The sequence below is a fragment of the Staphylococcus sp. IVB6240 genome (assembly GCF_025558425.1).
GTDB lineage: Bacteria > Bacillota > Bacilli > Staphylococcales > Staphylococcaceae > Staphylococcus.
On the sequence record NZ_CP094718.1, the window covers coordinates 1,089,687 to 1,115,987 of the forward strand.

25 protein-coding genes are annotated in these 26,301 nt (G+C 36.0%); 22 read left to right on the forward strand and 3 right to left on the reverse strand.

All coding sequences use genetic code 11. From position 1 onward, the window contains the following. The first annotated feature begins 34 nt into the window (after positions 1–34). Together trxA and MUA88_RS05305 are read left to right on the forward strand one after the other, a co-directional pair. A complete protein-coding gene (trxA, locus tag MUA88_RS05300; RefSeq protein ID WP_262605922.1) occupies positions 35–349 on the forward strand; it encodes a thioredoxin in 315 nt (104 codons plus the stop codon). Positions 350–382: 33 nt separating this feature from the next. Then, positions 383–637 carry a thioredoxin family protein gene (locus tag MUA88_RS05305; protein ID WP_262605923.1) on the forward strand — a complete coding sequence of 85 codons (255 nt, stop codon included), beginning with the start codon at positions 383–385 and terminating at the stop codon, positions 635–637. A 73-nt stretch (positions 638–710) separates the two neighbouring features. On the opposite strand, the gene MUA88_RS05310 is transcribed toward MUA88_RS05305, so the two are convergent. Further along, a complete protein-coding gene (locus MUA88_RS05310) occupies positions 711–1,919 on the reverse strand; it encodes an IS110 family RNA-guided transposase (RefSeq protein ID WP_262604648.1) in 1,209 nt (402 codons plus the stop codon). A 199-nt stretch (positions 1,920–2,118) separates the two neighbouring features. On the opposite strand from MUA88_RS05310, the gene MUA88_RS05315 reads away from it, so the two are divergent. The 7 genes from MUA88_RS05315 (at position 2,119) to MUA88_RS05345 (ending at position 9,328) form a co-directional block, all read left to right on the forward strand. Then, on the forward strand, positions 2,119–2,334 hold the full coding sequence (locus MUA88_RS05315; protein WP_262605924.1) for a hypothetical protein: 216 nt from the start codon (positions 2,119–2,121) through the stop codon (positions 2,332–2,334). 326 nt (positions 2,335–2,660) lie between these two features. Beyond that, positions 2,661–4,376: an oligopeptide ABC transporter substrate-binding protein gene (opp4A, locus tag MUA88_RS05320; protein WP_262605925.1), complete on the forward strand. Its 1,716-nt coding sequence runs from the start codon at positions 2,661–2,663 to the stop codon at positions 4,374–4,376. A gap of 98 nt (positions 4,377–4,474) precedes the next feature. Next, a complete protein-coding gene (locus MUA88_RS05325; RefSeq protein ID WP_262605068.1) occupies positions 4,475–5,488 on the forward strand; it encodes an ABC transporter ATP-binding protein in 1,014 nt (337 codons plus the stop codon). Next, entirely contained in the window at positions 5,478–6,467 is a 990-nt protein-coding gene (locus MUA88_RS05330) for an ABC transporter ATP-binding protein (protein WP_262605926.1), read from the forward strand. The genes MUA88_RS05325 and MUA88_RS05330 overlap by 11 nt, the downstream gene beginning before the upstream one ends. Continuing rightward, the gene (gene opp4B / locus MUA88_RS05335; RefSeq protein ID WP_262605070.1) at positions 6,464–7,426 is read left to right on the forward strand and encodes an oligopeptide ABC transporter permease; all 963 of its coding nucleotides are present in this window, start codon (positions 6,464–6,466) and stop codon (positions 7,424–7,426) included. The genes MUA88_RS05330 and opp4B overlap by 4 nt, the downstream gene beginning before the upstream one ends. A 23-nt stretch (positions 7,427–7,449) precedes the next feature. Further along, on the forward strand, positions 7,450–8,331 hold the full coding sequence (opp4C, locus tag MUA88_RS05340; RefSeq protein ID WP_262605945.1) for an oligopeptide ABC transporter permease: 882 nt from the start codon (positions 7,450–7,452) through the stop codon (positions 8,329–8,331). 226 nt (positions 8,332–8,557) lie between these two features. Next, the gene (locus MUA88_RS05345; RefSeq protein ID WP_262605071.1) at positions 8,558–9,328 is read left to right on the forward strand and encodes a tRNA threonylcarbamoyladenosine dehydratase; all 771 of its coding nucleotides are present in this window, start codon (positions 8,558–8,560) and stop codon (positions 9,326–9,328) included. Positions 9,329–9,373: 45 nt separating this feature from the next. Here the strand turns inward: MUA88_RS05345 and MUA88_RS05350 are convergent, their stop codons facing one another. Beyond that, positions 9,374–10,639, reverse strand: coding sequence for a replication-associated recombination protein A (locus tag MUA88_RS05350; RefSeq protein WP_262605174.1), 1,266 nt, complete (start codon positions 10,637–10,639; stop codon positions 9,374–9,376). A gap of 250 nt (positions 10,640–10,889) precedes the next feature. Here MUA88_RS05350 and cymR point away from each other — a divergent pair, with 250 nt between their 5' ends. Together cymR and MUA88_RS05360 are read left to right on the forward strand one after the other, a co-directional pair. Further along, entirely contained in the window at positions 10,890–11,309 is a 420-nt protein-coding gene (cymR, locus tag MUA88_RS05355; RefSeq protein WP_262605073.1) for a cysteine metabolism transcriptional regulator CymR, read from the forward strand. 91 nt (positions 11,310–11,400) lie between these two features. Next, positions 11,401–11,592 (forward strand): CsbD family protein, encoded by a 192-nt coding sequence (locus MUA88_RS05360; RefSeq protein WP_262603174.1) that lies wholly within the window; start codon positions 11,401–11,403, stop codon positions 11,590–11,592. 162 nt (positions 11,593–11,754) lie between these two features. Here the strand turns inward: MUA88_RS05360 and MUA88_RS05365 are convergent, their stop codons facing one another. Further along, on the reverse strand, positions 11,755–12,768 hold the full coding sequence (locus MUA88_RS05365; RefSeq protein ID WP_262605175.1) for an LLM class flavin-dependent oxidoreductase: 1,014 nt from the start codon (positions 12,766–12,768) through the stop codon (positions 11,755–11,757). Between the two features lie 376 nt (positions 12,769–13,144). Between MUA88_RS05365 and MUA88_RS05370 the strand changes: the two genes are divergently transcribed. The 11 genes from MUA88_RS05370 (at position 13,145) to MUA88_RS05420 (ending at position 26,290) form a co-directional block, all read left to right on the forward strand. Further along, entirely contained in the window at positions 13,145–14,293 is a 1,149-nt protein-coding gene (locus tag MUA88_RS05370) for a cysteine desulfurase family protein (RefSeq protein WP_262605176.1), read from the forward strand. Then, entirely contained in the window at positions 14,290–15,402 is a 1,113-nt protein-coding gene (gene mnmA, locus MUA88_RS05375) for a tRNA 2-thiouridine(34) synthase MnmA (protein WP_262603177.1), read from the forward strand. Before MUA88_RS05370 ends, mnmA begins: the two co-directional genes overlap by 4 nt. Before the next feature lie 136 nt (positions 15,403–15,538). Then, entirely contained in the window at positions 15,539–16,210 is a 672-nt protein-coding gene (locus MUA88_RS05380; RefSeq protein WP_262603178.1) for a tetratricopeptide repeat protein, read from the forward strand. 2 nt (positions 16,211–16,212) lie between these two features. After that, a complete protein-coding gene (recD2, locus tag MUA88_RS05385) occupies positions 16,213–18,618 on the forward strand; it encodes an SF1B family DNA helicase RecD2 (RefSeq protein ID WP_262603179.1) in 2,406 nt (801 codons plus the stop codon). Between the two features lie 247 nt (positions 18,619–18,865). Then, positions 18,866–21,496 carry an alanine--tRNA ligase gene (gene alaS / locus MUA88_RS05390; RefSeq protein WP_262605177.1) on the forward strand — a complete coding sequence of 877 codons (2,631 nt, stop codon included), beginning with the start codon at positions 18,866–18,868 and terminating at the stop codon, positions 21,494–21,496. A gap of 65 nt (positions 21,497–21,561) precedes the next feature. Continuing rightward, positions 21,562–21,837, forward strand: coding sequence for an IreB family regulatory phosphoprotein (locus tag MUA88_RS05395; RefSeq protein ID WP_262603181.1), 276 nt, complete (start codon positions 21,562–21,564; stop codon positions 21,835–21,837). Continuing rightward, the gene (gene ruvX, locus MUA88_RS05400) at positions 21,830–22,258 is read left to right on the forward strand and encodes a Holliday junction resolvase RuvX (RefSeq protein ID WP_262603182.1); all 429 of its coding nucleotides are present in this window, start codon (positions 21,830–21,832) and stop codon (positions 22,256–22,258) included. The genes MUA88_RS05395 and ruvX overlap by 8 nt, the downstream gene beginning before the upstream one ends. A 13-nt stretch (positions 22,259–22,271) precedes the next feature. Then, a complete protein-coding gene (locus MUA88_RS05405) occupies positions 22,272–22,592 on the forward strand; it encodes a DUF1292 domain-containing protein (protein ID WP_262603183.1) in 321 nt (106 codons plus the stop codon). 75 nt (positions 22,593–22,667) lie between these two features. Next, a complete protein-coding gene (locus MUA88_RS05410; protein WP_262605178.1) occupies positions 22,668–24,371 on the forward strand; it encodes a hypothetical protein in 1,704 nt (567 codons plus the stop codon). 352 nt (positions 24,372–24,723) lie between these two features. Next, positions 24,724–25,368, forward strand: coding sequence for an O-methyltransferase (locus MUA88_RS05415; protein ID WP_262603185.1), 645 nt, complete (start codon positions 24,724–24,726; stop codon positions 25,366–25,368). Next, entirely contained in the window at positions 25,361–26,290 is a 930-nt protein-coding gene (locus MUA88_RS05420; RefSeq protein WP_262603186.1) for a peptidase U32 family protein, read from the forward strand. The genes MUA88_RS05415 and MUA88_RS05420 overlap by 8 nt, the downstream gene beginning before the upstream one ends. The last annotated feature ends 11 nt before the right edge of the window (positions 26,291–26,301 follow it).

Sequence of the window (26,301 nt, forward strand, 5' to 3'; positions counted from 1 at the left end):
AAAAATATGATATATAACTAAAGGAGAGAGAATCATGGCAACTGTAACAGTTACTGAAAAAACATTTAATAAAACAATTGAAAAAGGTGTCACACTTATCGATTTTTGGGCGACATGGTGCCCACCTTGTCAAATGCAATCACCTGTCTTAGAAGAATTGAGCAATGATTTAGAAGGTAAAGTAACAATTGGAAAAGTAGATGTTGATCAAGAACAAAACTTAGCTGCTCAATATCAAATTCAAAGCATTCCGACATTGTTGATTTTTAAAGATGGTCAATTAGTACAAAGTTTAGTAGGATTTAATCCAAAACCTAACCTAGAAAATGTGTTAGCGCAATATATGTAGTAAACTAAAAAGACTAAAAAGGAGTTGTAAACAATGGAAAAAGTGATCAATTACAATGATTTGATGAATAAAATTGATAAAAAAGATAAACTATTATTATATGTTATGTCAGAAGGATGCAGCGTTTGTCATGCTGATTTTCCAAGAGTAGATGCATTGGCCAAAAAACATGAAATGGAAAGTGTACAAATCATGGTAAATGAAATTCCAGAAGCTGCTGGACAATTATCACTGTTTACAGCTCCTGTTCCTACGATTAGTCAAGCACTTTATTTAAGTGAGTGCTAAAAAAGGCATCACTAAATAAACCTATGTTAGTAAAAAATTTTTGGAATGTGTTATTATGATGGTAGATAGGTTATCAGTGCGGTGACATTCGATAATCGTATTCTTTATTGTTAATAACTAAGTGATGAATAGTTTTTAACAGCTTGTTCACACAAGCAATAACTGCAGTCTTATGGCCTTTTCCATAAGGCTGTTCTTTTAATTTATAATAGTAATCAACAATGTGGTTGGCATATAGTCTTTGTACTTTCAACATGTTTTGTACAATGATGTAAAATAATGACCTTGCACGTTTATTTCCTCGCTTATTTATTTTGTCTTTGTAATGTGTTTTTCCTGATTGATATCTTTTTATATCAATACCAATATAAGCATTCAGCTGTTTATGAGAAGTGAAAGCACGTATATCACCTAGTTCTCCAATTACCATAGCTGCAGTTAACTCTCCAATACCTGGAATAGATGTTAATATTTTAAATTCATCAAGTGTTTGAGCTAAGTCAATAAGTTGAGTTTGAATGGCTAATTGTCTTTCCATTGAATTAAGTAAATCATCAATTGTGTAGATGAGTTTATCTACGAAGAATGAATCAGCGGGTACTGATGGATAACTTTCATTCGTATAAGAAACTAACTTCTCCACATATGAATTTACCTTTTTGTCTGACAATCGTTTATTAGTACTATTAGCGATTAGCTCTTTCAATTTTGATACATTATTAACATCTACATAATCTGGATGTGGAAATAGCTTCGCAACTCTCAACGCGATTTTAGAGTATCTGTCTTTAAATAAAATTTGTAGTTCTGGAAAGGTCATATCTAATAACTGAATCAATGTACTTTTTAAGTATGTCATTTGATTAGAAAGTTCTTCATAATATCTTGTCACTTCTCTTATTTTGATGTGAATATCTTTTATCATATTTTGAGATGGTTGCTTATTATAATGCTTCGCAAGATTTGCCAACTTATGAGCATCTGATTTATCTGTTTTCCATGTTCTAAGTGTATTTGTCATTAACTTAGACTCTAACGGATTCACTATACTGTAAGGGATGTAATTTTCATTACAGAATCTTTCTAGCGGTTTGGAATATATACCTGTTGATTCAAGAAGGATATAAATCCCTGCATATTGTTTTACATAATTCAATAGATTTTCAAAGCCGCTTTTATTATGAATTAATTCAAACTCGTCTATAAAAGTTTCGTTTGAATAATGTGCAATAAAGCTTTTCCCTTTCCCTACATCGATACCAAAATATTCGATATAAATCACTCCTATTCTTTTTATCTAAGAAGCTTTAACTTCACTGACCCTTATTTTTTTCACTTTCCCATACACGATCTCACTGGACCCAACATACTAAAATCGAATTAATAAGGAGAGTGAAGTTCTCCAGTTTTTTATACGGATTCGTTGACCCTCGGAGCTGTTCGGAGTACTTCTCTCTACTACTATTCCATAAACTCAAATAATGCGCTATTGGCAAATTTTAGTAAATAAAAAAGTAGTGAAGTTACCTACCGTCGTAGATTTCTTCACCACTAATCTTAGTATGTTTGTAATACTATTCTACAAAAGCAAAGAAATGCATCGACAAGCAAGAATTATTAACTTTGAAGAGTTAGAACAACGCATCGTTGAACTAAAAGCTTTTGAAAATAATTCATATGAATCTGTCTTTTCATAAACCTAGTAAAATAAATAAATTCATGTATGTATCCAAAAATTGAAAAATAAAATATTTTGTAAGTGGACTGTATCATGATGCAGTCCATTTTTTAATTTTGTTTCAAATAAGTGGTGATATGAAAATTATTATCCATACAATAATATTACCTTTAATAAGTTAATATACGTGTTTTGCTACAATTTATTTATATTCGATAATAAAGAAAATATCGGGTATTTATAATTTTTAAGGAGATTATTAAAATTTTAAATAATTTGTTGACAAAATTATCAGACTAATACAATAATTGTTATTAAATAGACACAAAATAAAGTGGGAATAATATGAATAAACGATGGCGTTCTATTTCTATATTGTTTATTTGTCTGGTTTTTGTTTTAGCAGCATGTGGTAAAGGGGATTCAAATTCGGGGAAAAACGAAAGTAAAACCGAAAAAAGTGATGCAAAAGGGGGCACACTTAATGTCGGAATTGCAGAACCACCTCAAGGGGACTTCCAAAGTATTTTTGCAGGCTCAACGGGTGACTCAGATGTTATTGCCTATTTCAACGATTCTTTAGTTGATTTTGATGACGAATTAAATATCAAACCTAAAATTGTATCTTGGGAGCAAAAGAAGGATGACAAGCTTACATATACATTCAAGATGAAAAAGGGTATTAAATGGCATGATGGCAATCCTTTAACAATTAATGACTGGATCTTTACTTTAGAAACGCTAGCTGATCCTGACTATGATGGTCCACGCTATGACTACGTACAAGATGTTAAAGGTGCAGAGGCAAAGCATAAAGGTGAAGCGGATACAATTGAAGGTATCAAAAAAATTGATGACTACACAATGGAGTTAACATTCAAAGAAAATAAAGCAAATAACTTATTAAAACTTTGGACAGGCGCTGTAATTAGTGAAAAGATCTTCAAAGATATTCCAGTAAAAGATATGGCAAAATCACCAGAAGTTCGTAAAAATCCAATCGGTATTGGACCTTACAAAGTTAAAAATATTGTAGACGGTGAGTCAGTCACATTAGAAAAATTTAAAGATTATTGGCAAGGTGAACCGAAACTTGATAAAGTCAACCTTCGCGTAGTTGAACAAACATCTATGGCACAAGCATTAGAAAGTGGCGAAATTGATATGTCTAGTTTATCAGCACCAGTTGCAAAAGAGGTAAGTGATAATGGTGCAGAAAATATTTCATTATTAAAAGCACCATCTACGTCTTATGCAATTGTTGGTTTTGTAATGAATGACTATGATAAAAAGTCACAAACAATTGGAAAAGAACGTCCTAAGTATCAAGATAAAAAATTACGACAAGCAATGGCACATGCCATCAACCGTAAAGAGTGGATTGACGCATTCTACTACGGTTACGGTAAACCATTAAGCGGCTTAATTCCATCAGCGCACTGGAGTGGTGCTGGCAAAGACGACGTACCAACTTATGAATATGATGTGAAAAAAGCGAAGAAATTATTAGATGAAGCGGGTTACAAAGATAAAGATGGCGACGGTTGGAGAGAAGATAAGGATGGTAAACCATTCGTAATCAACTTGAAACACTATGCTGGTTCTAACCCAACATTCGAACCACGTACATCAGCTCTTAAAGGCTATTGGGAAAAAATTGGTTTGAAAACAAAAACAGAAATGGTTGAATTCGGTAAGTTCGGTGAGGACTTAGAAAAAGCGGATAAAAGCATGGAAGTTTATGTAAGAACTTGGGTACAAGGTGCAGACCCGGATCCATCTGGTCTTTATAAATCAACAGCTTTATGGAATGAATCACGTTACAACAATGAAAAAGCTGACAAATTGCTTGAAGATGCAGTTGACGGTGACGTTGTTGGTGAAGATAAAGACAAACGTAAAGAAAAATATTTAGAATGGCAAAAAATCATGGCAGAAGATGTACCTGTCATTCCGATTGTAGAACTTGAAGATGTAACAGCTGTAAGCAGTAAAGTTAAAAACTTTGAAGTATCTCTTAGTGGAACAAACCCAATTTATGAATGGACTGTTGAAGAATAATGGCTTAGATGAAAGATGTTTAAAGGATTGGGCAATCGTACTGCTCAATCCTTTATTTTCGCTAACAACACAATAACAAGGGGATAGGGGGCACTTTTATGAAAGATAAAGAACTTTTAAAAGTGAAAGACTTATGTGCAGGTTTTGAAATTAATGGTCAACGATATAATGCAATTTCAAATATTAACTTAACAATTAATAAGGGAGAGGTCATGGGAATTGTTGGTGAATCTGGGTCTGGGAAATCTGTACTCAGCATGTCAATTATGCATCTCTTACCAGATAAAATTGGTGAAATTCATAGTGGTGAAGTTCACTTTAAACAAAAACGTATCGATCATCTCTCAATGAATGACTTCAACAAAATACGTGGGAATGAATTGGCAATGATCTTCCAAGAGCCAATGACGTCACTAAATCCAGTATTTACTATTGGAAATCAAATGGTTGAAATGATGGTTAATCATATGGATATTAATAAAGCTCAAGCGAAAGAACGTGCAGTGACCTTATTGAAACAAGTAGGGATTCCACGTGCAGATGAAGTTGTTAATTCCTATCCACACCAATTGTCTGGTGGGATGCGTCAGCGTGTCATGATCGCAATGGCAATTTCTTGTTCACCAGAACTATTAATTGCAGATGAACCGACAACCGCATTGGACGTGACGGTTCAAGCACAAATTCTAGAGCTTTTAAAATTTATTCAATTAGAAAATGATATGGGGATTATCTTTATCTCTCATGATCTCGGTGTGATTTCCGAAGTGTGTGATAATGTTGCTGTTATGTATGCTGGAGAGATTGTTGAACGTGCCAGTGTTGAAGATATATTTAATGCGCCAAAACATCCATATACACAATTGTTAATTAAGGCGATCCCACGTTTAGATGTGAAACAAGATAAATTAGAAACAATTAAAGGGACGGTACCTGGGTTGGATGAAATGCCTGAGGTAGGATGTAAGTTTGCCAATCGCTGTCCTCATGCGATGCCAGTTTGTACACAACAAAATTTGAAAACGATTCATATTGATGATTCTCATTACGTATCTTGTCATCTGTATGATGAAACTGTAATGGCAGAAGGGGGTCCAGCACATGTCGAATAAACCAGTCTTAGAAGTGAAAAACTTAAAGCAATACTACCCGATTAAAGGTGGGATCTTTAAACGTAAAGTTGGAGAAGTAAAAGCAGTAGATGGTATTTCTTTCACAGTTAAGGAAGGACAAACTGTCGGTCTAGTAGGTGAATCTGGATGTGGTAAATCATCTGCAGGACGTACAATTTTAAGATTACAAGATGTCACGTCGGGTGAAATTCATTTTTGTGATCAAGATATTACCCATTTAAAAGGGAAAGCTTTAAGAGAAGCACGTAAAGGGTTCCAAATGGTGTTCCAAGATCCATATGTATCGTTAAATCCAATGCAAATGGTTGGCGACATCGTTGGAGAACCAATTCGAAATTATTATAAAAAGTCTCAAAATGAAATTGAAGGCGAAGTAAAAGATTTATTAAGACGTGTCGGTTTAAATGAACAATCTTACTATAAATATGCACATGAGTTCTCAGGTGGCCAACGTCAACGTGTCGGTATTGCAAGAGCACTTGCCTTAAAACCTAAACTAATTATTGCGGATGAACCAGTCAGTGCATTAGATGTTTCTGTACAGTCTCAAGTGTTGAATATTATGGATGAACTCCAGGAAGAATTTGGATTGAGCTATTTGTTCATTGCACATGATTTAAGTGTTGTAAAACATGTGAGCGATTATATCTGTGTGATGTATTTAGGACATATTGTGGAACAAGGACCCGCAGAAGCGATTTATAATCGGCCACAGCACCCTTATACGCAATCATTGATTTCTGCTATTCCAGAGATTCGACCTGGTGAAAAGAAAGAGCGTATCTTACTACAGGGGGACCTTCCTTCGCCAAGTGATCCGCCGAAAGGTTGCCCGTTCCATACGAGATGTCCGGTTGCTAAGGCTGAATGTAAGCTACAGAAACCAGATTATCGTCAAGTTGAACCTGATCACTTTGCAGCATGTATCCTGTTAGAAGAAGAGGTGTTTCCAGAATGACAACATTAATTATTAGACGTTTTTTACTGATGATTCCATTATTGATCTGTATGTCCATTGTTATTTTCTTACTTGCAAAGCTTCAGCCAGGGGATGCTTTTACTGGACAAATGGACCCTTCTGTAGATGCAAGTTATTATGAAGAACAACGCGAAAAGCTTGGATTAAATGATTCGATCCCTGAACAATATATGACATGGGGCAAAAATGTACTTCAGGGTGAATTAGGAGATTCGATTCGCTACAAACGTCCTGTCATGGATCTTGTTAAAGAAAGAATGCCAAACACGATCTTATTAGGTGTGATTAGTTTGGTGATTACCTATCTCATTGCATTTCCACTGGGCATTTTATCCGGACGGAAACCATATAGTCCGATAGATTATAGTATTCAATTTATCAATTATTTAATGTTAGCTATTCCATCGTTCGTAGCCGGTGTATTTGCGATCTATGTTTTCGCATTCCAATTAGGCTGGTTCCCATTCTCAGGATCTGTTGCGATTGGTGTAGAAAGTGGTTCAGTCGAATATTATATTAGTAAATTGTATCATTCCATTTTACCGGGTACGGTTCTCGGATTGTTATCAACGGCGAGTTATGTACAGTTTTTAAGAAATGATATTATTGAAAATTCACGAAAAGATTATGTAAGAACAGCGCGTTCAAAAGGTTTATCGGAATCGACGATCTATAATAAACATATTTTACGAAATTCTATTATTCCGATTGTTACTTTCTTCGGTGCTGACGTGTTATCTGTATTTGGTGGTGCAGTTATCACAGAAACAATCTTCTCTTATCCTGGGATTGGTAAGTTACTGATCGATTCTATTAGTGGTAAAGATTATCCATTGATGATGGCACTTCTCCTCTTTTTCTCATTTTTAGGTTTATTAGCAAATCTGATTTCGGATATCGCATACAGTATTGTGGATCCACGAATCAAGAGTAATTAGGAGGGGAAATTATGTCAAAAGAAATTAAACAAAAGAATCGTTCGCCATTACAAATAGCACTTCAAAAATTTAAAAGAAATAAACCAGCAATGACAGCGAGTATCATCTTAGCTTTAATATTTCTCATTTCACTTTTGTCACCGTTTCTCGCACCGCATGATCCGAACCTACAAAATTTAGTATTAATTAAAGGTCAAATGTCATCCGAACATTGGCTGGGTACAGATTCAGGTGGACGTGATATATTTAGTCGTCTTCTATACTCTGGCCGTGTTTCACTCACATTTGGTTTAATTACGACTGTTGGACTAATGGTTATCGGAATCCTAATTGGTATGATTTCTGGATATTATGGTGGCTGGGTAGATACAGTGCTGATGCGTTTTACAGAGTTTGTGATGCTGTTCCCATTTATTCCATTTGCGGTTGTATTGAATGCGACATTTAGTGGTAAAATCGAAAACCAATATGGATCAGCAATTGTTTTAGCCGCTGTACTTATCGCATTGTCCTGGGTTGGTGTTGCACGTATCGTCCGCGGTAAAGTCATGCAGGAAAAGGAAAATGAATACTTCCTTGCAGCTAAATCAATCGGGACACCTGTTCATAAAATTTTATTCAAACACTTATTCCCAAATATTTTAAGTGTTGTCATTGTACAAGCAACATTAATTTTTGCGGTACAAATTGTTGCAGAAGCGGGACTTAGTTTCTTAGGATTTGGTATTGATAAAACAGTTCCGACATGGGGGAATATGTTAAGTGATGCGCAAGAAGGAGATATTTTGCGTGGGAAACCATGGATTTGGATGCCACCAGCAATTGCCATTACTGTCACAATCCTATGTATCAACTTTATTGGTGAAGGCTTGAAAGATGCCTTGAATCCGAAGTCACGTCATTAATCATATAGCATTTAAAATATATTATAGAGAAAGGGCTGAGCCATCGTGTTCGGCTCTTTTCTTTTGTGTGATGGGAATCCGTGTAATGTAAGTAGCTGTCTACAATGAAAAGATATTTTAAAAATTTTTCCTTACAATTCATCCTTGCTGTTTTTTATGTCTTGCATCAAGTTATAGGATGATACATACTATAGTTAACTATTTTTGGTTAAAGAGGGAGAAAATAATGAAACACCAATTTTCAAGAAATGAACTTGCGATCGGTAAAGAAGGTCTTGATCGCCTTAAAAATACAACTGTAGCCGTCCTAGGTGTCGGTGGTGTTGGGACATTTGCGGCGGAAGCATTAGCCCGTACAAACATTGGACATATCATTTTGATTGATAAAGATAATGTAGATATTACAAATGTTAACCGTCAACTGCATGCTTTGACTACAACAGTGGGGCAAAGTAAAGTAACGCTGATGGAAGAACGTATTAAACTGATTAACCCAGATTGTAAAGTAACATCACTTCATATGTTCTATACAGAAGAAACATATGAACAACTGTTCAATGATTATGATATTGATTACGTTGTGGATGCAAGTGATACTATCATCTACAAGGTTCATTTAATGGAACAATGTTTGGACCGTGGTATTCAAATTATTTCAAGTATGGGTGCTGCTAATAAAACAGATCCAACACGATTTGAAATTGCAGATATTTCAAAAACACATACGGATCCAATTGCCCGTATTATTCGTCAAAAACTAAAACAAAAGAAAATCTATCGTGGTATTCCTGTTGTATTTTCAGATGAAAGTCCAATTGTAATTCGTGAAGATGTGAAGGCAGTTGTAGGGGATGCACAAGGTAAAAACCGTAAAGCGCAAATGCCTCCAGCTTCTAATGCCTTCTGTCCAAGTACAGTAGGACTCATTATGGCAAGTTATGTATGTAATAAAATTGTAGAAGATATTCCAGTAACACGTATTAAAGATAAACAATAAAGCAAAAACGCCTCACGAGTGGGGCGTTTTTCTTTTGACGTGATATTATTTTTGTTGTTTTTTAATATTATCGTAAATTTGTTTCATTTGTTGTTCGGTTTTTGAAGTTTCTTTCGGTTGATAGTATTGCTTGGTTTTAAGCTTTGATGGTAAATATTGTTGTGCCACAAATCCTGAATTATAACTATGTGGGTATTTGTAGCCGATTGCACGACCGAGTTCTTTTGCACCACTATAATGACCATCTCGTAAATGGTCAGGAATCTGTCCAACATGTCCTCTGCGAATGTCAGAAAGTGCGCTATCGATAGAAGTGATTGCTGAGTTTGATTTTGGTGACAGACAAAGTTCGATGACTGCTTGGCTGAGCGGAATACGCGCCTCAGGGAAACCTAGGCGCTCAGCAGCCTCAATGGCAGCAAGTGTGCGTTGGCCGGCACTCGGTGACGCAAGCCCAATATCTTCGTAACTAATCACTAATAGGCGACGTGCAATTGTTGGCAGATCGCCAGCTTGGATCAGACGTGCAAGATAATGCAATGCCGCATCTACATCGCTGCCACGTATTGATTTTTGAAAAGCACTCATCACATCATAATGCATATCGCCGTCTTTATCACTTAAAAATGCCCCACGTTGTAAACAATCTTCCGCATCTTTCAATGTAATATGTGCAGGTTTTGAATTTGCGCTCAGTACGGCAAGTTCCAAAGCATTTAAAGCACTTCTAACATCACCTTGGCTTTGAGTTGCAAAATATTCAAATGCATCTTCATCTATGATTGGTTCATATGTTTTTAAACCACGTTCTTCATCATCCAAAGCACTTTGTAAAGCTTGTTTAATATCATCAGCTTCCAGAGGATACAGTTCAAAAATCTGGGCACGTGATCGTATTGCTGGATTAATGGCATGATAAGGATTTGACGTTGTTGCACCGATCAATACAATCTTTCCATTCTCTAAGTGAGGGAGTAGAAAATCTTGTTTGGCTTTATCAAGTCGATGAATCTCATCAAGTAATAAGATAACTTGACCAGACATTTTTGCTTCTTCAACAATTAACTGCATATCTTTTTTTGTATTCGTAACAGCATTTAATTGTCGGAACTTAAAAGCAGTACTACCAGCAATTGCCTGTGCTATACTTGTTTTACCAATGCCTGGAGGACCGTAAAAAATCATGGACGATAAGCGTTGTGCTTGAACCATGCGTCTTATAATACCTGTTTCACCCACGAGATGTTGTTGGGCAATCACTTCATCAATATTTCGTGGTCGCATGCGGGATGCTAAAGGTTCAGTTGTCATGAAAAGACCTCCTATGATTATGATTTGTATTGGGGACTTATGTATCGTAAATTTATGATGGCTCAGTAATCATAAAGAAATTGAAGTACGAAAATGTTTTATATGTAGTATAATAATATATAAAAGAAGTATATTGTCCCAATATGAAAGCTAATTCAGAGTGAAAGTTGTACTCAAATAACATTGGTATTATAATAATATAAATAGTGAAAAAATGTAAGCAAATAGGATGGATAGGTGAGATGATTCAATGAAAATTTCGACTAAAGGTAGATATGGATTAACATTGATGATTGCTTTAGCGAAAAGAGAAGGCACAGGCTGTGTTTCGTTAAAGACAATCGCAGAAGAAAACGACCTCAGTGACTTATATCTTGAGCAACTTGTCGGCCCATTACGTAATGCAGGACTTATCAGAAGTGTACGTGGGGCAAAGGGTGGCTATGAATTAAACATGTCATCTGAAGAAATCACTGCTGGAGATATTATTCGATTACTTGAAGGACCACTTACAATTGTAGAACGTATTGAGTCTGAACCACCTGCCCAACAACAACTATGGTTGAGAATGCGTGATGCTGTCAAGGATGTCCTAGACCAAACAACATTACATTCATTAGCATCGTATGAAGATGCAAAAGCCCTAGAAGGCTACATGTTCTATATTTAAAAAAAGTATTTAAAAAAATAATGAGCTTTTATGTTTATACATTTATTAAGATGGGTATTATAAACATAAGCTATACGAGGAGGTAATCATTATGACAAACGAAGAAAGCAAATTCGATCAATTAAAAGGTAACGTTAAAGAAACTGCAGGTAATGCAGTAGGCGATAAAGCGTTAGAAAACGAAGGCAAACAAGACAAAGCAGCTGGAAAAGTTAAAGAAGTTGTAGAAAATGTAAAAGACAAAGCGACTGACGCAATCGACAAATTAAAAGGTGACAAATAATCATCTATTGATATGAACAGTAGAGGCTAAGATAAAGTCTCTGCTGTTTTTTTTATCATTTGTTGATATTTGAAAGTAAAAATTTACTCTAATATCTTATTAAAAGAGCATCTAAATGAATTTTTGGGATCATTTAGATGCTCTTTATCTGTTTAATTCATATTATGCATTTTCTGCATTCAATTCATCAAGGACTTCTTTAAAGTATTGATATGATTGCACTTGTTTTTCTTTATCATAAATGTAGCTAACACCCATGATTTCATCAATCTCACCATAATAATTAACAAAGTCTTTAATTTGTTGTTTGACTGCAGCTTTATCACCGACTAATGATTGTTGAATACGCGCGTCCGACATGGCGATTTCTTGAGGTGACATGACATTGTTTAAATCTTTGACAGGTGGTTGTAATTTTTGCATACGTCCTCTTGTAATACCTGTGAACATTTGGCTTAGTGTTGTTGCTAAATGTAAGGCTTCATCATGTGTATCTGCTAGGATCACATTTAATCCTACCATGACATATGTTTCATCAAGATATTCAGATGGTTCGAATAACTCACGGTAGATTGCGATGGCTTCTTTCATTTGTTGTGGTGCAAAGTGACCGGCAAATACATAAGGGAGTCCTTCACGTGCTGCGAGATGTGCTGAATCTGTTGAAGAACCTAAAACATAAACAGGGATTTCAGAACCTATTGCAGGAATAGCTTTCACATATCCTTGTTTTGTATCAGGCCCCATGTATTGAATCAGTTGTTTCACTTCTTCTGGGAATTGGAAAACACCGTCATGTTTATCACGACGTAATGCGCTGGCAGTCGACATATCTGTACCAGGTGCACGACCTAGTCCAATATCGATACGGTCACCGTAGATTTGGTGTAAAGTCCCAAATTGTTCAGCGACTACTAATGGGGCGTGGTTCGGCAACATGATACCGCCTGATCCAACACGTAAATGGTTTGTATTTGCCAGTGTATGTTGGATAAGAATCGCTGTGGCAGAACTTACAAGGTTTGGGGCGTTATGATGTTCTGCAATCCAATAGCGTTCATATGACATCTTTTCTAATGATTGCGCTAATTCAATCATTTCATCAATAGCTTCTCGCTCATTTGAACCTTCACGAATTGGAACAAGGTTCAGCGCGGAATAACGAATCTTTTTCATGGTGTATAACACTCCTATTCTACGGTTGGGACAAAAGTACTTAGAATTTGAACAGAACCTCATCCGCAATCAAAATTAATTTTTCAAATTTTGTAGCGCTGCAAAAGTCTGTCGTAAAATCATATTATCGGAAGACCCTTTATCGGTGTTTCAATGTAATGATTCATTTTGTCCCAATCACACATTTTCTGAAGTTAGTATAGCACCTGTAACGTGTCTTGACTTGAAAATTGCTTACGGCCGATTCATTGCAGTTCAAACGCGTTCATCATACAATAGATGTAATAGTTGAAAGCCAGTAGAAACAGACTACTAGCAAATTAAAAAAGGCAATGCTAAAATAGGAACATTGATTATCAGAAAGGACTGTCGTTAAATGGGGATTTATGCAGATTACGCTGCAACTACACCAGTGAAACCTCAAGTGTTGGAAGCAATGATGGATATTTATCAACATCATTTTGGTAACCCATCTTCTATTCATACACAAGGAAGAGATGCACGTCATTTTTTAGATTCAGCACGTCGTGATGTGGCGAAAATAATAAATGCTGAGCCAAGTGAGATTATTTTCACAAGTGGTGCAACAGAATCTAACAATACGGTTATCAAGGGAATTGCACAAGCGAATCGTGATAAAGGGCAGCATATTATCACTTCTAAAATTGAACATCATTCTGTATTACATGTTTTCGAACAACTTGAACGTGAAGGTTTTGAAGTCACATATTTAGATGTTGATGCTTCAGGGCTCGTAAATTTGGAGCAGTTAAAAGCAGTTTTACGTGAAGATACTACGTTCGTTTCTATCATGCTTGTAAATAATGAAGTGGGAACAGTTCAACATATCGATGAAATTCAAGAAATTGTTGCGGAATCGAATGCCTACTTGCATACGGATGCTGTGCAAGCAATCGGTCACTTACCTATTGATGTAAAGGACCTGAAAGTCGATGCGTTGAGCTTAACGGCACATAAGTTTGGTGGACCAAAAGGTGTGGGCGTCTTATACGTTAAAAAAGATACAGCCATTCGTTATCAACAACAAGGTGGCGAACAGGAAACAAAGCGTCGTGCAGGTACTGAAAATGTCCCTCAAATCGTTGGCTTGGTAGAAGCTTTAAAACTGGCTGATTCAGAACGTGATGCCAATAATATTCATGTGGCACAATTGAAGGAGAAATTATTGGTTGGCTTACAAGACAGAGCCATTCCATTTGAATTAAATGGTTCTATGGTTGAAACGACAAATCATATCGTCAATCTACATTTTCCATTTATTGACATTGAAACATTGCTTACATTATTAGATTTAGCTGGTGTTTATGTATCATCAGGTTCAGCTTGTACGGCTGGCTCAACGATACCGTCACACGTACTCTCTGCTATGTTTGGAGAAGATGTACGTGTCACCCATTCAGTACGTATCAGCTTAAATGAACTCATGACAAAAGAAGATATCAATGAAATCATTGTTGAAATACAAAAAATATATTTAAAATTTAAAGAGGTGGAACATTCGTGACAAATAAAAATACACGTGTTGTTGTCGGAATGTCTGGTGGTGTAGACAGCTCAGTAACAGCACATTTATTAAAAGAACAAGGCTACGACGTCATCGGTATTTTTATGAAAAACTGGGATGACACTGATGAAAATGGCGTTTGTACAGCAACAGAAGATTATAATGATGTCATTGCTGTTTGTAATCAAATTGGAATTCCGTACTATGCGGTCAACTTTGAACAAGAATATTGGGATAAAGTATTCACATATTTCTTAGATGAATATAAAAAAGGACGCACACCTAATCCTGATGTCATGTGTAATAAAGAAATCAAATTTAAAGCTTTCTTAGAACACGCGTTAAAACTAGGGGCTGATTATGTTGCGACAGGTCACTATGCACGTGTACGTCGCAATGAAGATGGTCGAGTTGAAATGTTACGCGGGGTTGACCAAAACAAAGACCAAACCTATTTCTTAAATCAATTAACGGAAGAACAATTGCAAAAAGTGATGTTCCCAATTGGTGATATTGATAAAAAAGAAGTACGTAAAATTGCACTTGAACAAGATCTTGCAACTGCGAAGAAAAAAGACTCAACAGGTATTTGTTTCATCGGTGAACGTAACTTTAAAACATTCTTATCACAATATTTACCAGCACAGTCAGGTGAAATGCGCACACTGAATGGTGAATTAAAAGGACAACATAGTGGATTGATGTATTATACAATTGGACAAAGACATGGCCTTGGTATCGGTGGCGATGGAGATCCGTGGTTCGTTGTTGGTAAAAACTTAAAAGACAATGTATTGTATGTTGAACAAGGGTTCCATCATGATGCGTTGTACAGTGATTATCTTGTGGCTTCAGATGTATCATTTGTAAATCCAACCGATTTATCTGAACCGTTGAAATGTACAGCGAAGTTTAGATATCGTCAGCAAGATACAGGTGTCACAATCACGAAAGAAAATGATGATGCTATTCGTGTAACGTTTGATGAACCTGTTCGTGCAATTACACCAGGACAAGCTGTTGTATTTTATGATGGCGATGTTTGTTTAGGTGGCGCAACGATTGATGATGTCTATAAAAATAGCGGTCAATTAAGTTACGTCATTTAATTATGACAATGATAAAATGGGAGTTTGCGATAAAATCTTTCGAAGGTAGGGATTTTAAAGCAGCTCCCTATTTTAGTTGTGGTCGGTTTTGAGGTACAATGGTTGTTGAAACAGAAAATGTAAAGGTGAAAATTATATGGAACAAGAACAAATACATAACTTGATTAAACAAGGACAATTTGAAAAAGCATTGCAAGCTTGCTTCGATAATATTGAAGCGGCACCAGAAGAAATAGAGAACTATATTAACTCAGGTATTTTACTCGCTGAGGCAGGGGAAATTGAAAAATCTGAGCGTTTCTTTCAACATGCGATCACACTGCAGCCAGATAACGGTGTCGTTTACTATAACTTGGCCAATGTGTATTTTAATGAAGGGCGTTTTCAAGAAGCCATTAAGCTTTATCAAACGGCGATTAGTAAACAATTAGAAACGAAAGATGTTTACTTTATGCTAGGTATGTCATTCGTACAATTGGAAGCAAAAGACAAGGCACTACCATTTTTAATGCGTGCTTCTGAATTAGATACAGATTTCCAAGATATTGAAGCACAATTTCAATATGGACTTGTACTCTGTGAACTTGAAATGTTTGACCAAGCCATTCCGTTATTACAACGCATTTTAGAGAAGGATTCAAAACATGCAGATGCACAGTACAATTTAACATTAGCGCAATATATGACAGATGAAGATATCGATGCAGCTATAAAAGGATTTGAACAGGCTATTGAGATGGATGACACACATATGTTAAGTCATCATGCGATTAAGACGTTTAAAATGATTCAAGAACAGGAGGGATAACAATGGAAAACCCAACGCTTTTAGATAGCACTTATGTAAAGGGTGAAGTGATACGTATTTTATTTCAAAATACTGATAACTACTACACGGTCTTAAAAGTGGATGTTGCTGATACAAATGGCGACTTTGAAGATGAAGTGACGGTCGTTGGGTATTTTCCGGATATTGTGGAAGATGAAACGTATCTTTTCAAAGGTTACGTCGTTCAGCATGCACGTTACGGCCAACAACTGAAAGCAGAAACGTTTCAAAAAGAACTTCCTCAGACGAAAGATGCAATTATTGCCTATCTTTCTAGCTCACTGTTCAAAGGAATTGGTGTCAAAACAGCGGAGGCTATTGTAGAAACGCTTGGTGAAGATGCCATACATCAAATTTTGAATGATGAATCGTGTTTATCACGTGTTCCAAAACTATCGAAGGACAAGCAGGAACAAATTGCCCAACAAGTCTATCAAAATCAGGAAAGTGAACAAATTATGATTCGCTTAAATGAGCTTGGCTTTGGGTCAAAACTCGCAATGGATATTTATAAGTTTTATCAAGCAGATACATTGAAAGTACTGGATAATAATCCGTATCAATTGGTCTATGACATCAAAGGGGTTGGTTTCCAAAAAGCGGACCAATTAGCCCAACAATTAGGAATTCATCCTTTACATCAAGATCGTCTGCGCGCGGGCATTCTTTATGTTGTAGAAGAAACATGTCTGAAAAATGGACATACGTATTTACCAACAGATGCATTGATTCATGCGGCAATTGAATTGTTATCTAAAAATCAGTCAGAAGTGATTGAAGAAGCCCCTATGCAAGAATGTATGACGCAATTAGTAGAAGAACAAAAACTGATTGCAGTAGATGAAGTCGTGGCAATACCAAGTCTTTATTATTCGGAACTAAAAAGCACACAAAATTTATTTAAAGTCGCAAATGATAAGAAATCACTTACGAAATTTGATTTGTCCGATATCCAACTCAATATAGGAGAAATTGAAGAAATGAATGAAGTGAGTTATGCCACATCGCAAAAAGAAGCGTTAGAATGTGCACTTCAAAACAAGGTTATGTTATTAACGGGTGGTCCTGGTACAGGAAAGACAACGGTGATTAAAGGCATCGTTCAGTTATATGCGGAGATGCATGGATTGTCACTAGACTATGATGATTATGATGAAGGCGATGCATTTCCAGTAGTCCTTGCTGCACCTACGGGACGTGCTTCTAAACGACTTCATGAATCCACAGGTCTTGAAGCAATGACGATACATCGACTGATTGGCTGGAATCAAGAGACAAAACCAGATGACTTGTTGGAACATGAAATTGATGCACGCTTGATTATAATTGATGAGATGTCAATGGTAGATACATGGTTGTTCCATCAATTTATGAATGCCGTTCCTAAAGATGCCCAAGTTGTACTAGTGGGTGATGAAGACCAGTTACCATCAGTTGGACCTGGACAAGTGTTTAAAGATTTAATTGACGCAGATGTCTTACCGAGAATTAATTTGACTGAAGTGTATCGTCAACAAGATGGTTCTAGTATCATTGATTTGGCACATCGCATAAAGTTAGGAAAAGATGTTGATATTACCCAACGCTATCATGACCGTTCATTTATCCCGTGTCAGACACATCAAATACCAGAAATCGTTGATAAAATTGTAACGAATGCGGTCGGCAAAGGTTATACAATGGCAGATATACAAGTGCTCGCACCGATGTATCGTGGTAGTGCTGGTATTCAAAAATTGAACCAGGTGCTGCAAAACATCTTAAATCCTAAAGAAGATGATGATCATCGTGAAGTCGCTTTTGGAGACGTCTTATTCCGAACTGGAGATAAAGTCTTACAATTGGTTAACCGACCAGATGATAACGTGTTTAACGGAGATATCGGTGAAATCATTGGGATATTTTGGGCGAAAGAAAATGCATTGAATAAAGATGTGGTCATTGTAGATTATGAGGGCAATGAGATTACATATATGCGGTCTGACCTTGTTGAGTTAACGCATGCTTACTGCACGTCTATTCATAAATCTCAAGGTTCAGAATTCCCAATAGTCATCATGCCAATTGTTAAACAATACTATCGCATGCTTCAAAAACCTATTTTATATACAGGATTAACACGTGCCAAACAATCACTTGTATTCTTAGGAGATGCAGAAGCGTTCAATATGGGACTTCAAACACAAGGTCAAACACGATTGACACAGTTATATACGTTCTTAACAATGTATTTTAAAGGGGATTCAGAATCCGATGCAGATGGACAGGCTGACACTGAAGCAGCTACATTTGTACTCACTGAGTCTAATATGTATCAGGTAAATCCAATGATCAATATGGGAGAGACGACCCCGTATGACTTTTTGGAAATTGACAAAGGTTCATAACTTTTTATATAATCACTATTAAGTAAAGCGCATAGCCGAGTAGATGACAATGGAACTTCACAGAGACGTATCAGTGCTGAGAGATACGAGTTCCACCATTGAACGCTACTATACGCATAGTTCAATAACAGATAATGAAGTGATAGTTGCTTGGCGACTATAACTAGGGTGGTACCGCGAGACATTCGTCCCTTTGATGAGACGAGTGTCTTTTTTGTTTGATGAAAGAGAATAGGGAGTTGAAAGAATGAAAAATTTAAAAGCTAGTGATATTCGACAAATGTACATTGATTTCTTCGTTGAGAAAGGCCATATGGTAGAACCATCAGCACCATTAGTACCTATCGATGATGATACGCTTTTATGGATTAACTCAGGTGTTGCAACATTAAAAAAATATTTCGATGGTCGTGAAGTACCGAAGAAACCACGTATTGTAAATGCACAAAAATCTATTCGTACAAATGATATTGAAAACGTAGGATTTACAGCACGTCACCATACATTCTTTGAAATGCTAGGTAACTTCTCAATTGGTGATTACTTCAAAAAAGAAGCTGTCACATTTGCATGGGAGTTTTTAACAAGCGAGAAATGGATGGCAATGGATCCAGATAAACTATACGTAACAATTCATCCGGAAGATACAGAAGCTTATGATTTATGGCATGATATGATCGGATTAACTGAAGACCGTATTATTCGTATTGAAGGAAACTTCTGGGATATCGGTGAAGGACCATCTGGCCCAAATACTGAGATTTTCTATGATCGTGGTGAAGAATACGGTAAAGAAGATCCAGCAGAAGAAATGTATCCTGGTGGCGAAAATGAACGTTACCTAGAAGTATGGAACTTAGTATTCAGTGAGTTCAACCACAACAAAGACCATAGTTACACACCACTACCAAGTAAAAACATTGATACCGGCATGGGGCTTGAGCGTATGGCCTCAATTTCTCAAAATGTTCGTACTAACTATGAAACAGATTTATTTATGCCAATCATGCATGAAATTGAAAAAATTTCTGGCAAATCATACTTAGAAAATGCACAAGATGATGTGGCATTTAAAGTCATTGCAGACCATATTCGTACGATTGCATTTGCGATTTCAGATGGTGCTTTACCAGCAAATGAAGGTCGTGGCTATGTATTACGTCGTTTATTACGTCGTGCGGTTCGTTTTAGCCAAACATTGGATATCAATGAACCATTCATGTACCGTCTTGTAGAAATTGTTGCGGAAATCATGGAACCTTATTATCCAAATGTAAAAGAAAACCAAGATTTCATTGCTCGAGTGATTAAGTCAGAAGAGGCACGCTTCCACGAAACACTTGAAGAAGGGCTTTCTATCTTGAACGGTTTAATTGCACAATCTAAAACGCAAGACGGTGTCATTGCCGGTGAAGATGCATTCAAACTATATGATACGTATGGTTTCCCAATTGAATTAACACAAGAAATTGCAGAAAATGAAAACCTTAAAATTGATATGGATGTCTTCGAAACACATATGGAAGCACAACGTAACCGCGCTCGTGAAGCCCGTCAAAATAATCAATCTATGCAAGTTCAAAGTGAAGTGCTTAAACAAATCGATACAGCAAGCACTTTCGTAGGTTATGATCAATTCGAAACAAAAGCACACATGACAGATATTATTCTGGATGGTACACGCGCCACAAAAGCAGATGCTGATCAAACGGTTTACTTTATTTTAGATCAAACACCATTTTATGCTGTAAGTGGTGGGCAAGTGGCAGACAAAGGGATTGTCGCAACGGATGATTTTGAAATTGAAGTACGTGAAGTTATCAAAGCACCAAACGGTCAAAACTTACACACAGGTTATGTGAAGTTTGGTACTGTGACTGAAGGTGCTGAAGTCACAGCAACAGTAGATAGCAAATCACGTAAAGCAATTATGAAAAACCATAGTGCCACTCACTTATTACATGCAGCTTTAAAAGAAGTATTAGGCAGCCATGTTAACCAAGCAGGTTCTTTAGTGGACAGTGAACGTTTACGCTTTGATTTTTCACATATTGCGGCAATGACTCAAGAAGAATTACAATTGGTTGAACAACGAGTTAATGAAGAAATTTGGAACAGTATCGATGTTACAATCAATGAAATGCCGATCGATGAAGCCAAAGCAAAAGGTGCAATGGCATTATTCGGTGAGAAATACGGAGATGTTGTTCGCGTTGTTGATATGCAACCATTCTCAATCGAGTTATGTGGTGGTACACACGTTAAAAACACATCTGAAATTGGTCTATTCAAGATTACAAGCGAATCAGGTACAGGTGCAGGGGTACGTCGTATTGAAGCGGTGACGGGTCAAGCAGCATTTATGTACTTAGAACGTTACTTAGAACGCTTTAATGCAATTAAAACGCAAGTAAAAGCAAAAGCAGACGACCAAGTCATTGAAAAAGTTGAAAACTTGCAAGTACAAGAAAAAACATTGCAACAAACGATTGAAGCGAAAAATAAAGAAATCAATGCATTGAAAATGGGCAATATCGAGGATAAAGTAACAAATATCAATGACTTACCGGTATTAATTACGGAAGTTGAAGTGGATAATGCAAAAGCAATGCGTACAACAATGGATGACTTTAAATCTAAATTACAAGATACAATCATTGTTTTAGCAAGTGATGTGGGTGGTAAAGTATCACTTGTTGCGACAGTACCAAAACAATATGTTGATCGCATCAAAGCTGGAGACATTATTAAAGAGATGGCGCCAATCGTTGGCGGTAAAGGTGGTGGTCGTCCAGACATGGCTCAAGGCGGCGGTACAGATCCTAGCCAGATAACAGCAGCATTACAATTTGTTGAAACTTACATTAAATCATTATAAAAATAGATGTATTTCGTGTAGAATAGAGAGCGTAATCTATTTATGGTTTAAGGAGTGTTATGACAATGGCAAATTTTGATAAAACAATGAAGTTTAACCACGATGAAATCCCTAAAGCAAATGTTGAAACAGTTCTTAATAATGTCTACAATACTTTGGAAGAGAGAGGCTACAATGCGGTGAATCAAATTGTAGGGTATCTTCTTTCAGGTGACCCAGCATACATTCCACGTCATAATGAAGCAAGAAACCAAATCCGACACATTGATCGTGATGATATTATGGAAGAACTTGTGTCATTTTATTTAAAACACAACCACGATTCAGACCAAGATGCTTAAACATAAAATTATTGGTTTAGATGTAGGCAGTAAGACAGTGGGTGTTGCGATAAGCGACATGATGGGTTGGACAGCACAAGGATTGGATACACTCCGTATCAACGAAGAACAAAATGAACTCGGATTAGATACCTTAATTGAGATCATTAATCGCGAGCGTGTAGGTACCGTCGTGATCGGATTGCCGAAAAACATGAACAATTCAATAGGATTCCGTGGTGAGGCATCATTACATTATAAAGAAGCGTTGGCTGAGCGCATGCCAGAACTTGAGATTGTCATGTGGGACGAGCGCTTAAGTACTTCAGCAGCGGAACGTTCGCTGCTCGAAGCTGACGTTTCAAGAGCAAAACGTAAAAAAGTGATAGACAAAATGGCGGCAGTATTTATATTACAAGGCTATTTAGATTCACTAAACTAAGGAGAGATCGACGATGACAAATGAAAACCATAAAATTAACGAATTAGAAATTAATAACGATGAAGCTTTATTAACATTATATGATGAAGAAGGTAACGAAGTATTATACCGTAAAATGCTAGAATTCTATCATCCTGAATTTGATAAAGAATATGTCATTTTAGCAGAAGAAGGCGCACAAGCGGATGACGATGACTTAATCGAATTAGTCCCAATGATTAATGAACCAGATGAGTCTGGTGACGGTGGTCGTTTCGTAGCAATCGAAACAGAAGAAGAATGGGATATGATTGAAGAAGTTGTAAATACAAACTTCGACGAAACTGAAGAATAAAAAGTTTTCATGAAGCTGATGTGGTATGTTGCGCATCAGCTTTTTTGTCGTTTTAAAAGGGGAGGTGTTTTGTTCATGGAAAACTATTTGTATCACCACATAGATGAATTATCAGGGTTCATTGAAAAGATGGATAACTTTCGAAATCTTTATATTGCTGACTTTAGTTTTGATAGAGTAGTACAAAAACTTCATATCACATTAACCAAAAAAGATAAACATGATCGTTACAAAGTGCCTATTACTTTCGATATGCTATGTCAAGATGTGCGTCAGTTCCATATGGAGAATACAAAAGGGTTTAAAATAAATCCTATATTGGCGGTTAGGATAGATGGAGATTTTTTGTATTTTCAACTGCAACAAGGGTTCATATCTTTTCAGGCAAGTTCCTTTCATTTTAAAGTCCCAACAACAGACAAAATTTCAAATTTAAATATTGAATATGTCATACAAGAATTTAAAAACTTTCAAAATATGAACATAATGACCATTCGATTTGATCATGAATATGTCAATTATAAAATTGGCTATGATTTACATTCCGATACACTCTATTGGGCAAGTTTATTATTCGATGGAAAGCGAATTAAATTTAAAACGGTAGAAGACTTATTTGAGGCAAAACTATATGAAGGACAATCTCTAAGAATGCGTTGGTCAGAAGTTAAAATAATAGATATATTGGAAATGTCGCTCCATGATTGGCTCAGCTTTGTCGAACATTCTGTTACAACATATGTCAGTGTTGATCGTAATGAACAACTTTTTGTCAATGGCGTTAAGATAGATGGATATATTGACGAACAGAAAAAATGCTGTCACTGTTCCAAACATCTATGTTATTCGATTCCTTATGATACGTATTTCTGTCCTGATTGTAATCGCTGGGAAAAGGGGAATCAAATAAACTTTAGTTCACTGTTATATTTCAACAATAGACCTTTGGAACCGGCACTTATGTGGAAACCACATAAATACATTCGCTTTTGTAAAGTACAATTTAATACGAATGGAAAGGTTTATACATACTATTGTCCTGATGACAGGATCATTGAAGGTGATTGGGTTCAGGTTCCTGTTAGCATACAAGGTGTTCAAAAAAATGCGCAAGTGGTTAAAGTTTTCCAACAAGCTGCCAATAGACCTCCTTACCCACTTTATAAAATAAGAAAAGTGATAGGTTTGTCTGACCCTGTTTGGCAACATGAACCCAAAACACAACTCAAGTCTCCACCTATACAAACGTTTGAAATATGTCAGAAATCACTACGCCCTCATGATATTGTCTGTGACTTAACACAGAAAAAAGCATCAATTGTTGAGTGTAAAGTATGTGATGTCTTAAAAACACCAGTTGTTAATTTTTGGTTAGAATATAATGATCAACCAATCAAAATGACGATTAACACGATATATCCACAGTACGATGACAAATATTTTGTAGAAGCTATATACAAAATAAAGCCGTATCAACTTAACAGCGAAAAGTTTAAATATTTGAAACTTCGGACAGATATAAATTTAAAAACTGCAAGATGGATTGATGATCTCTGGGATGAACATCAAACGGGAAATCATTGGCAAGTAGACAAATATGACATTGGTATTGTTGCTCATCCGTTTGATCCTGATGAATTTGAGGTACATTCGACGAAAGTGGGCATTCCATATTACGTTGAATGGTTAGAAGAATATCAAGAATTATATGACTTTACCGTAGCATGGAAATATTTCGTATCTGATGATGACTTATCTCTTTGGTTTCAAGTGGGTTAATATTAAAAAATTTGTTGACCATCAAGAAATATTGCATGATTGTATTGTTTTCAATGAGTTCCTCTTATTTTTCTGTTTTATTTGTGATAGAATAATATGAAGTTATTTGATAGTGATACCTGAAAAGCAAGTATCAATGTTTAAGAATCATACAAATACCATATAAAACTTTGCAAATTTAAATAGAGATTGGGTTTTGATTTATTTTTAGATAAACGACTAAAACTCTAAACTTACTTAAATATTGCAAACTTCATGGGGTGGAATCCAAAAGTCTTTGCGAAGATTATTTTTGTTCCACTCCCAATTTTTTGATGATTTTTATGAAAGTTTAATTAAAGGAAGTCTTAAGATGGAAAATTTAAATCAATCTTATTTTTTAGGATTGCAATCGTATGATAGTGATTTAGATCAATTACGTACTTTTGCAGAAACAAATAAAGTGCCTATTGTTGATCAACTCTCACTGGATTTAGTGAAACAAATTATACGCATACATCAACCGAAAGAAATTTTAGAACTTGGTACAGCGATTGGCTATAGTAGCATGCATTTTGCGTCTGTTTCACCGGATGTTCATGTGACAACCATCGAACGTAATGAAGAAATGATTGACTATGCAAAATCTCATTTTTTACAGTTTGGATATACAGAGCAAATTAGATTGATTGAGGAAGATGCGGCACAAGCATTTTCAATGGTAAATGACCGTACATATGATATGATTTTTATCGATGCAGCAAAAGCACAGTCTCAAAAGTTTTTTGAGCTATATAGTCCTCTACTAAAAGAGGGTGGTATCATTATTACAGATAATGTACTTTACCATGGTTTTGTCGCGAATATTGATATTGTCCGTAGTCGCAATGTGAAACAAATGGTAAGGAAAGTGCAAAAATTTAATCAATGGCTAAGTGAACAATCTGATTTTAAAACAAATTTTATAAATATGGATGATGGTTTAGCTATTTCAATAAAGGAGCGCAAAAATGACTGAATTATTAGTGACCCCAAAATCTCTCAGCCATATTGAAACTTTGATTGAAAAAGGTGCAGATGCCTTTGTAATCGGAGAAGAAAAATTCGGTTTACGTCTGGCTGGAGAATTTAATAGAGAACAAATGAAGCAAGCAGTTAATATCATTCATGCAGCTGGTAAAAAAGCATATGCTGCTGTAAATGGTATTTTTCATAATTATCATATCCCTGCTGTGGAAGATTATATTAAGTTTTTACATGAAATTCGTGTGGACCGTATTATTTTCGGTGACCCTGCAATTGTTATGATTGTAAAACAACAAGAAAACCCAATTCCACTTCATTGGAATGCTGAAACGCTTGTTACTAACTATTTCCAATGTAACTATTGGGGGAAACGTGGTGCAAGTCGTGCAGTGTTAGCACGTGAATTGAGCTTGGACGAAATTTTAAATATTAAAGCAAATGCTGATGTAGAAATTGAAGTTCAAGTACACGGTATGACTTGCATGTTCCAATCAAAACGTATGCTACTAGGGAACTACTATACTTTCCAAGAGCGTCAGATGAAAATTGAACGTGAAGATTTGGATGAAACAACACAATTACTTTTATATGATGAAGAACGTGACAATAAGTATCCTGTTTATGAAGATTACAATGGCACACATATTATGTCTCCAAACGATATCTGCTTAATTGAAGAATTAGCACCATTGTTTGAAGCAGGTATTGATAGTTTAAAAATTGATGGATTATTACACACGGAAGAATATATTAATACTGTGACAGAACAATATCGTGAAGCAATTGACCTATATGAAGAAGACCCTGAAACATATGAAGATGAGAAGTTTATGTTAGTGGATCCAATTGAAGCAATTCAACCTGAACACCGTCCATTTGACGAAGGATTCTACTATAAACAAACGGTATATTAATGTAAGGAGAG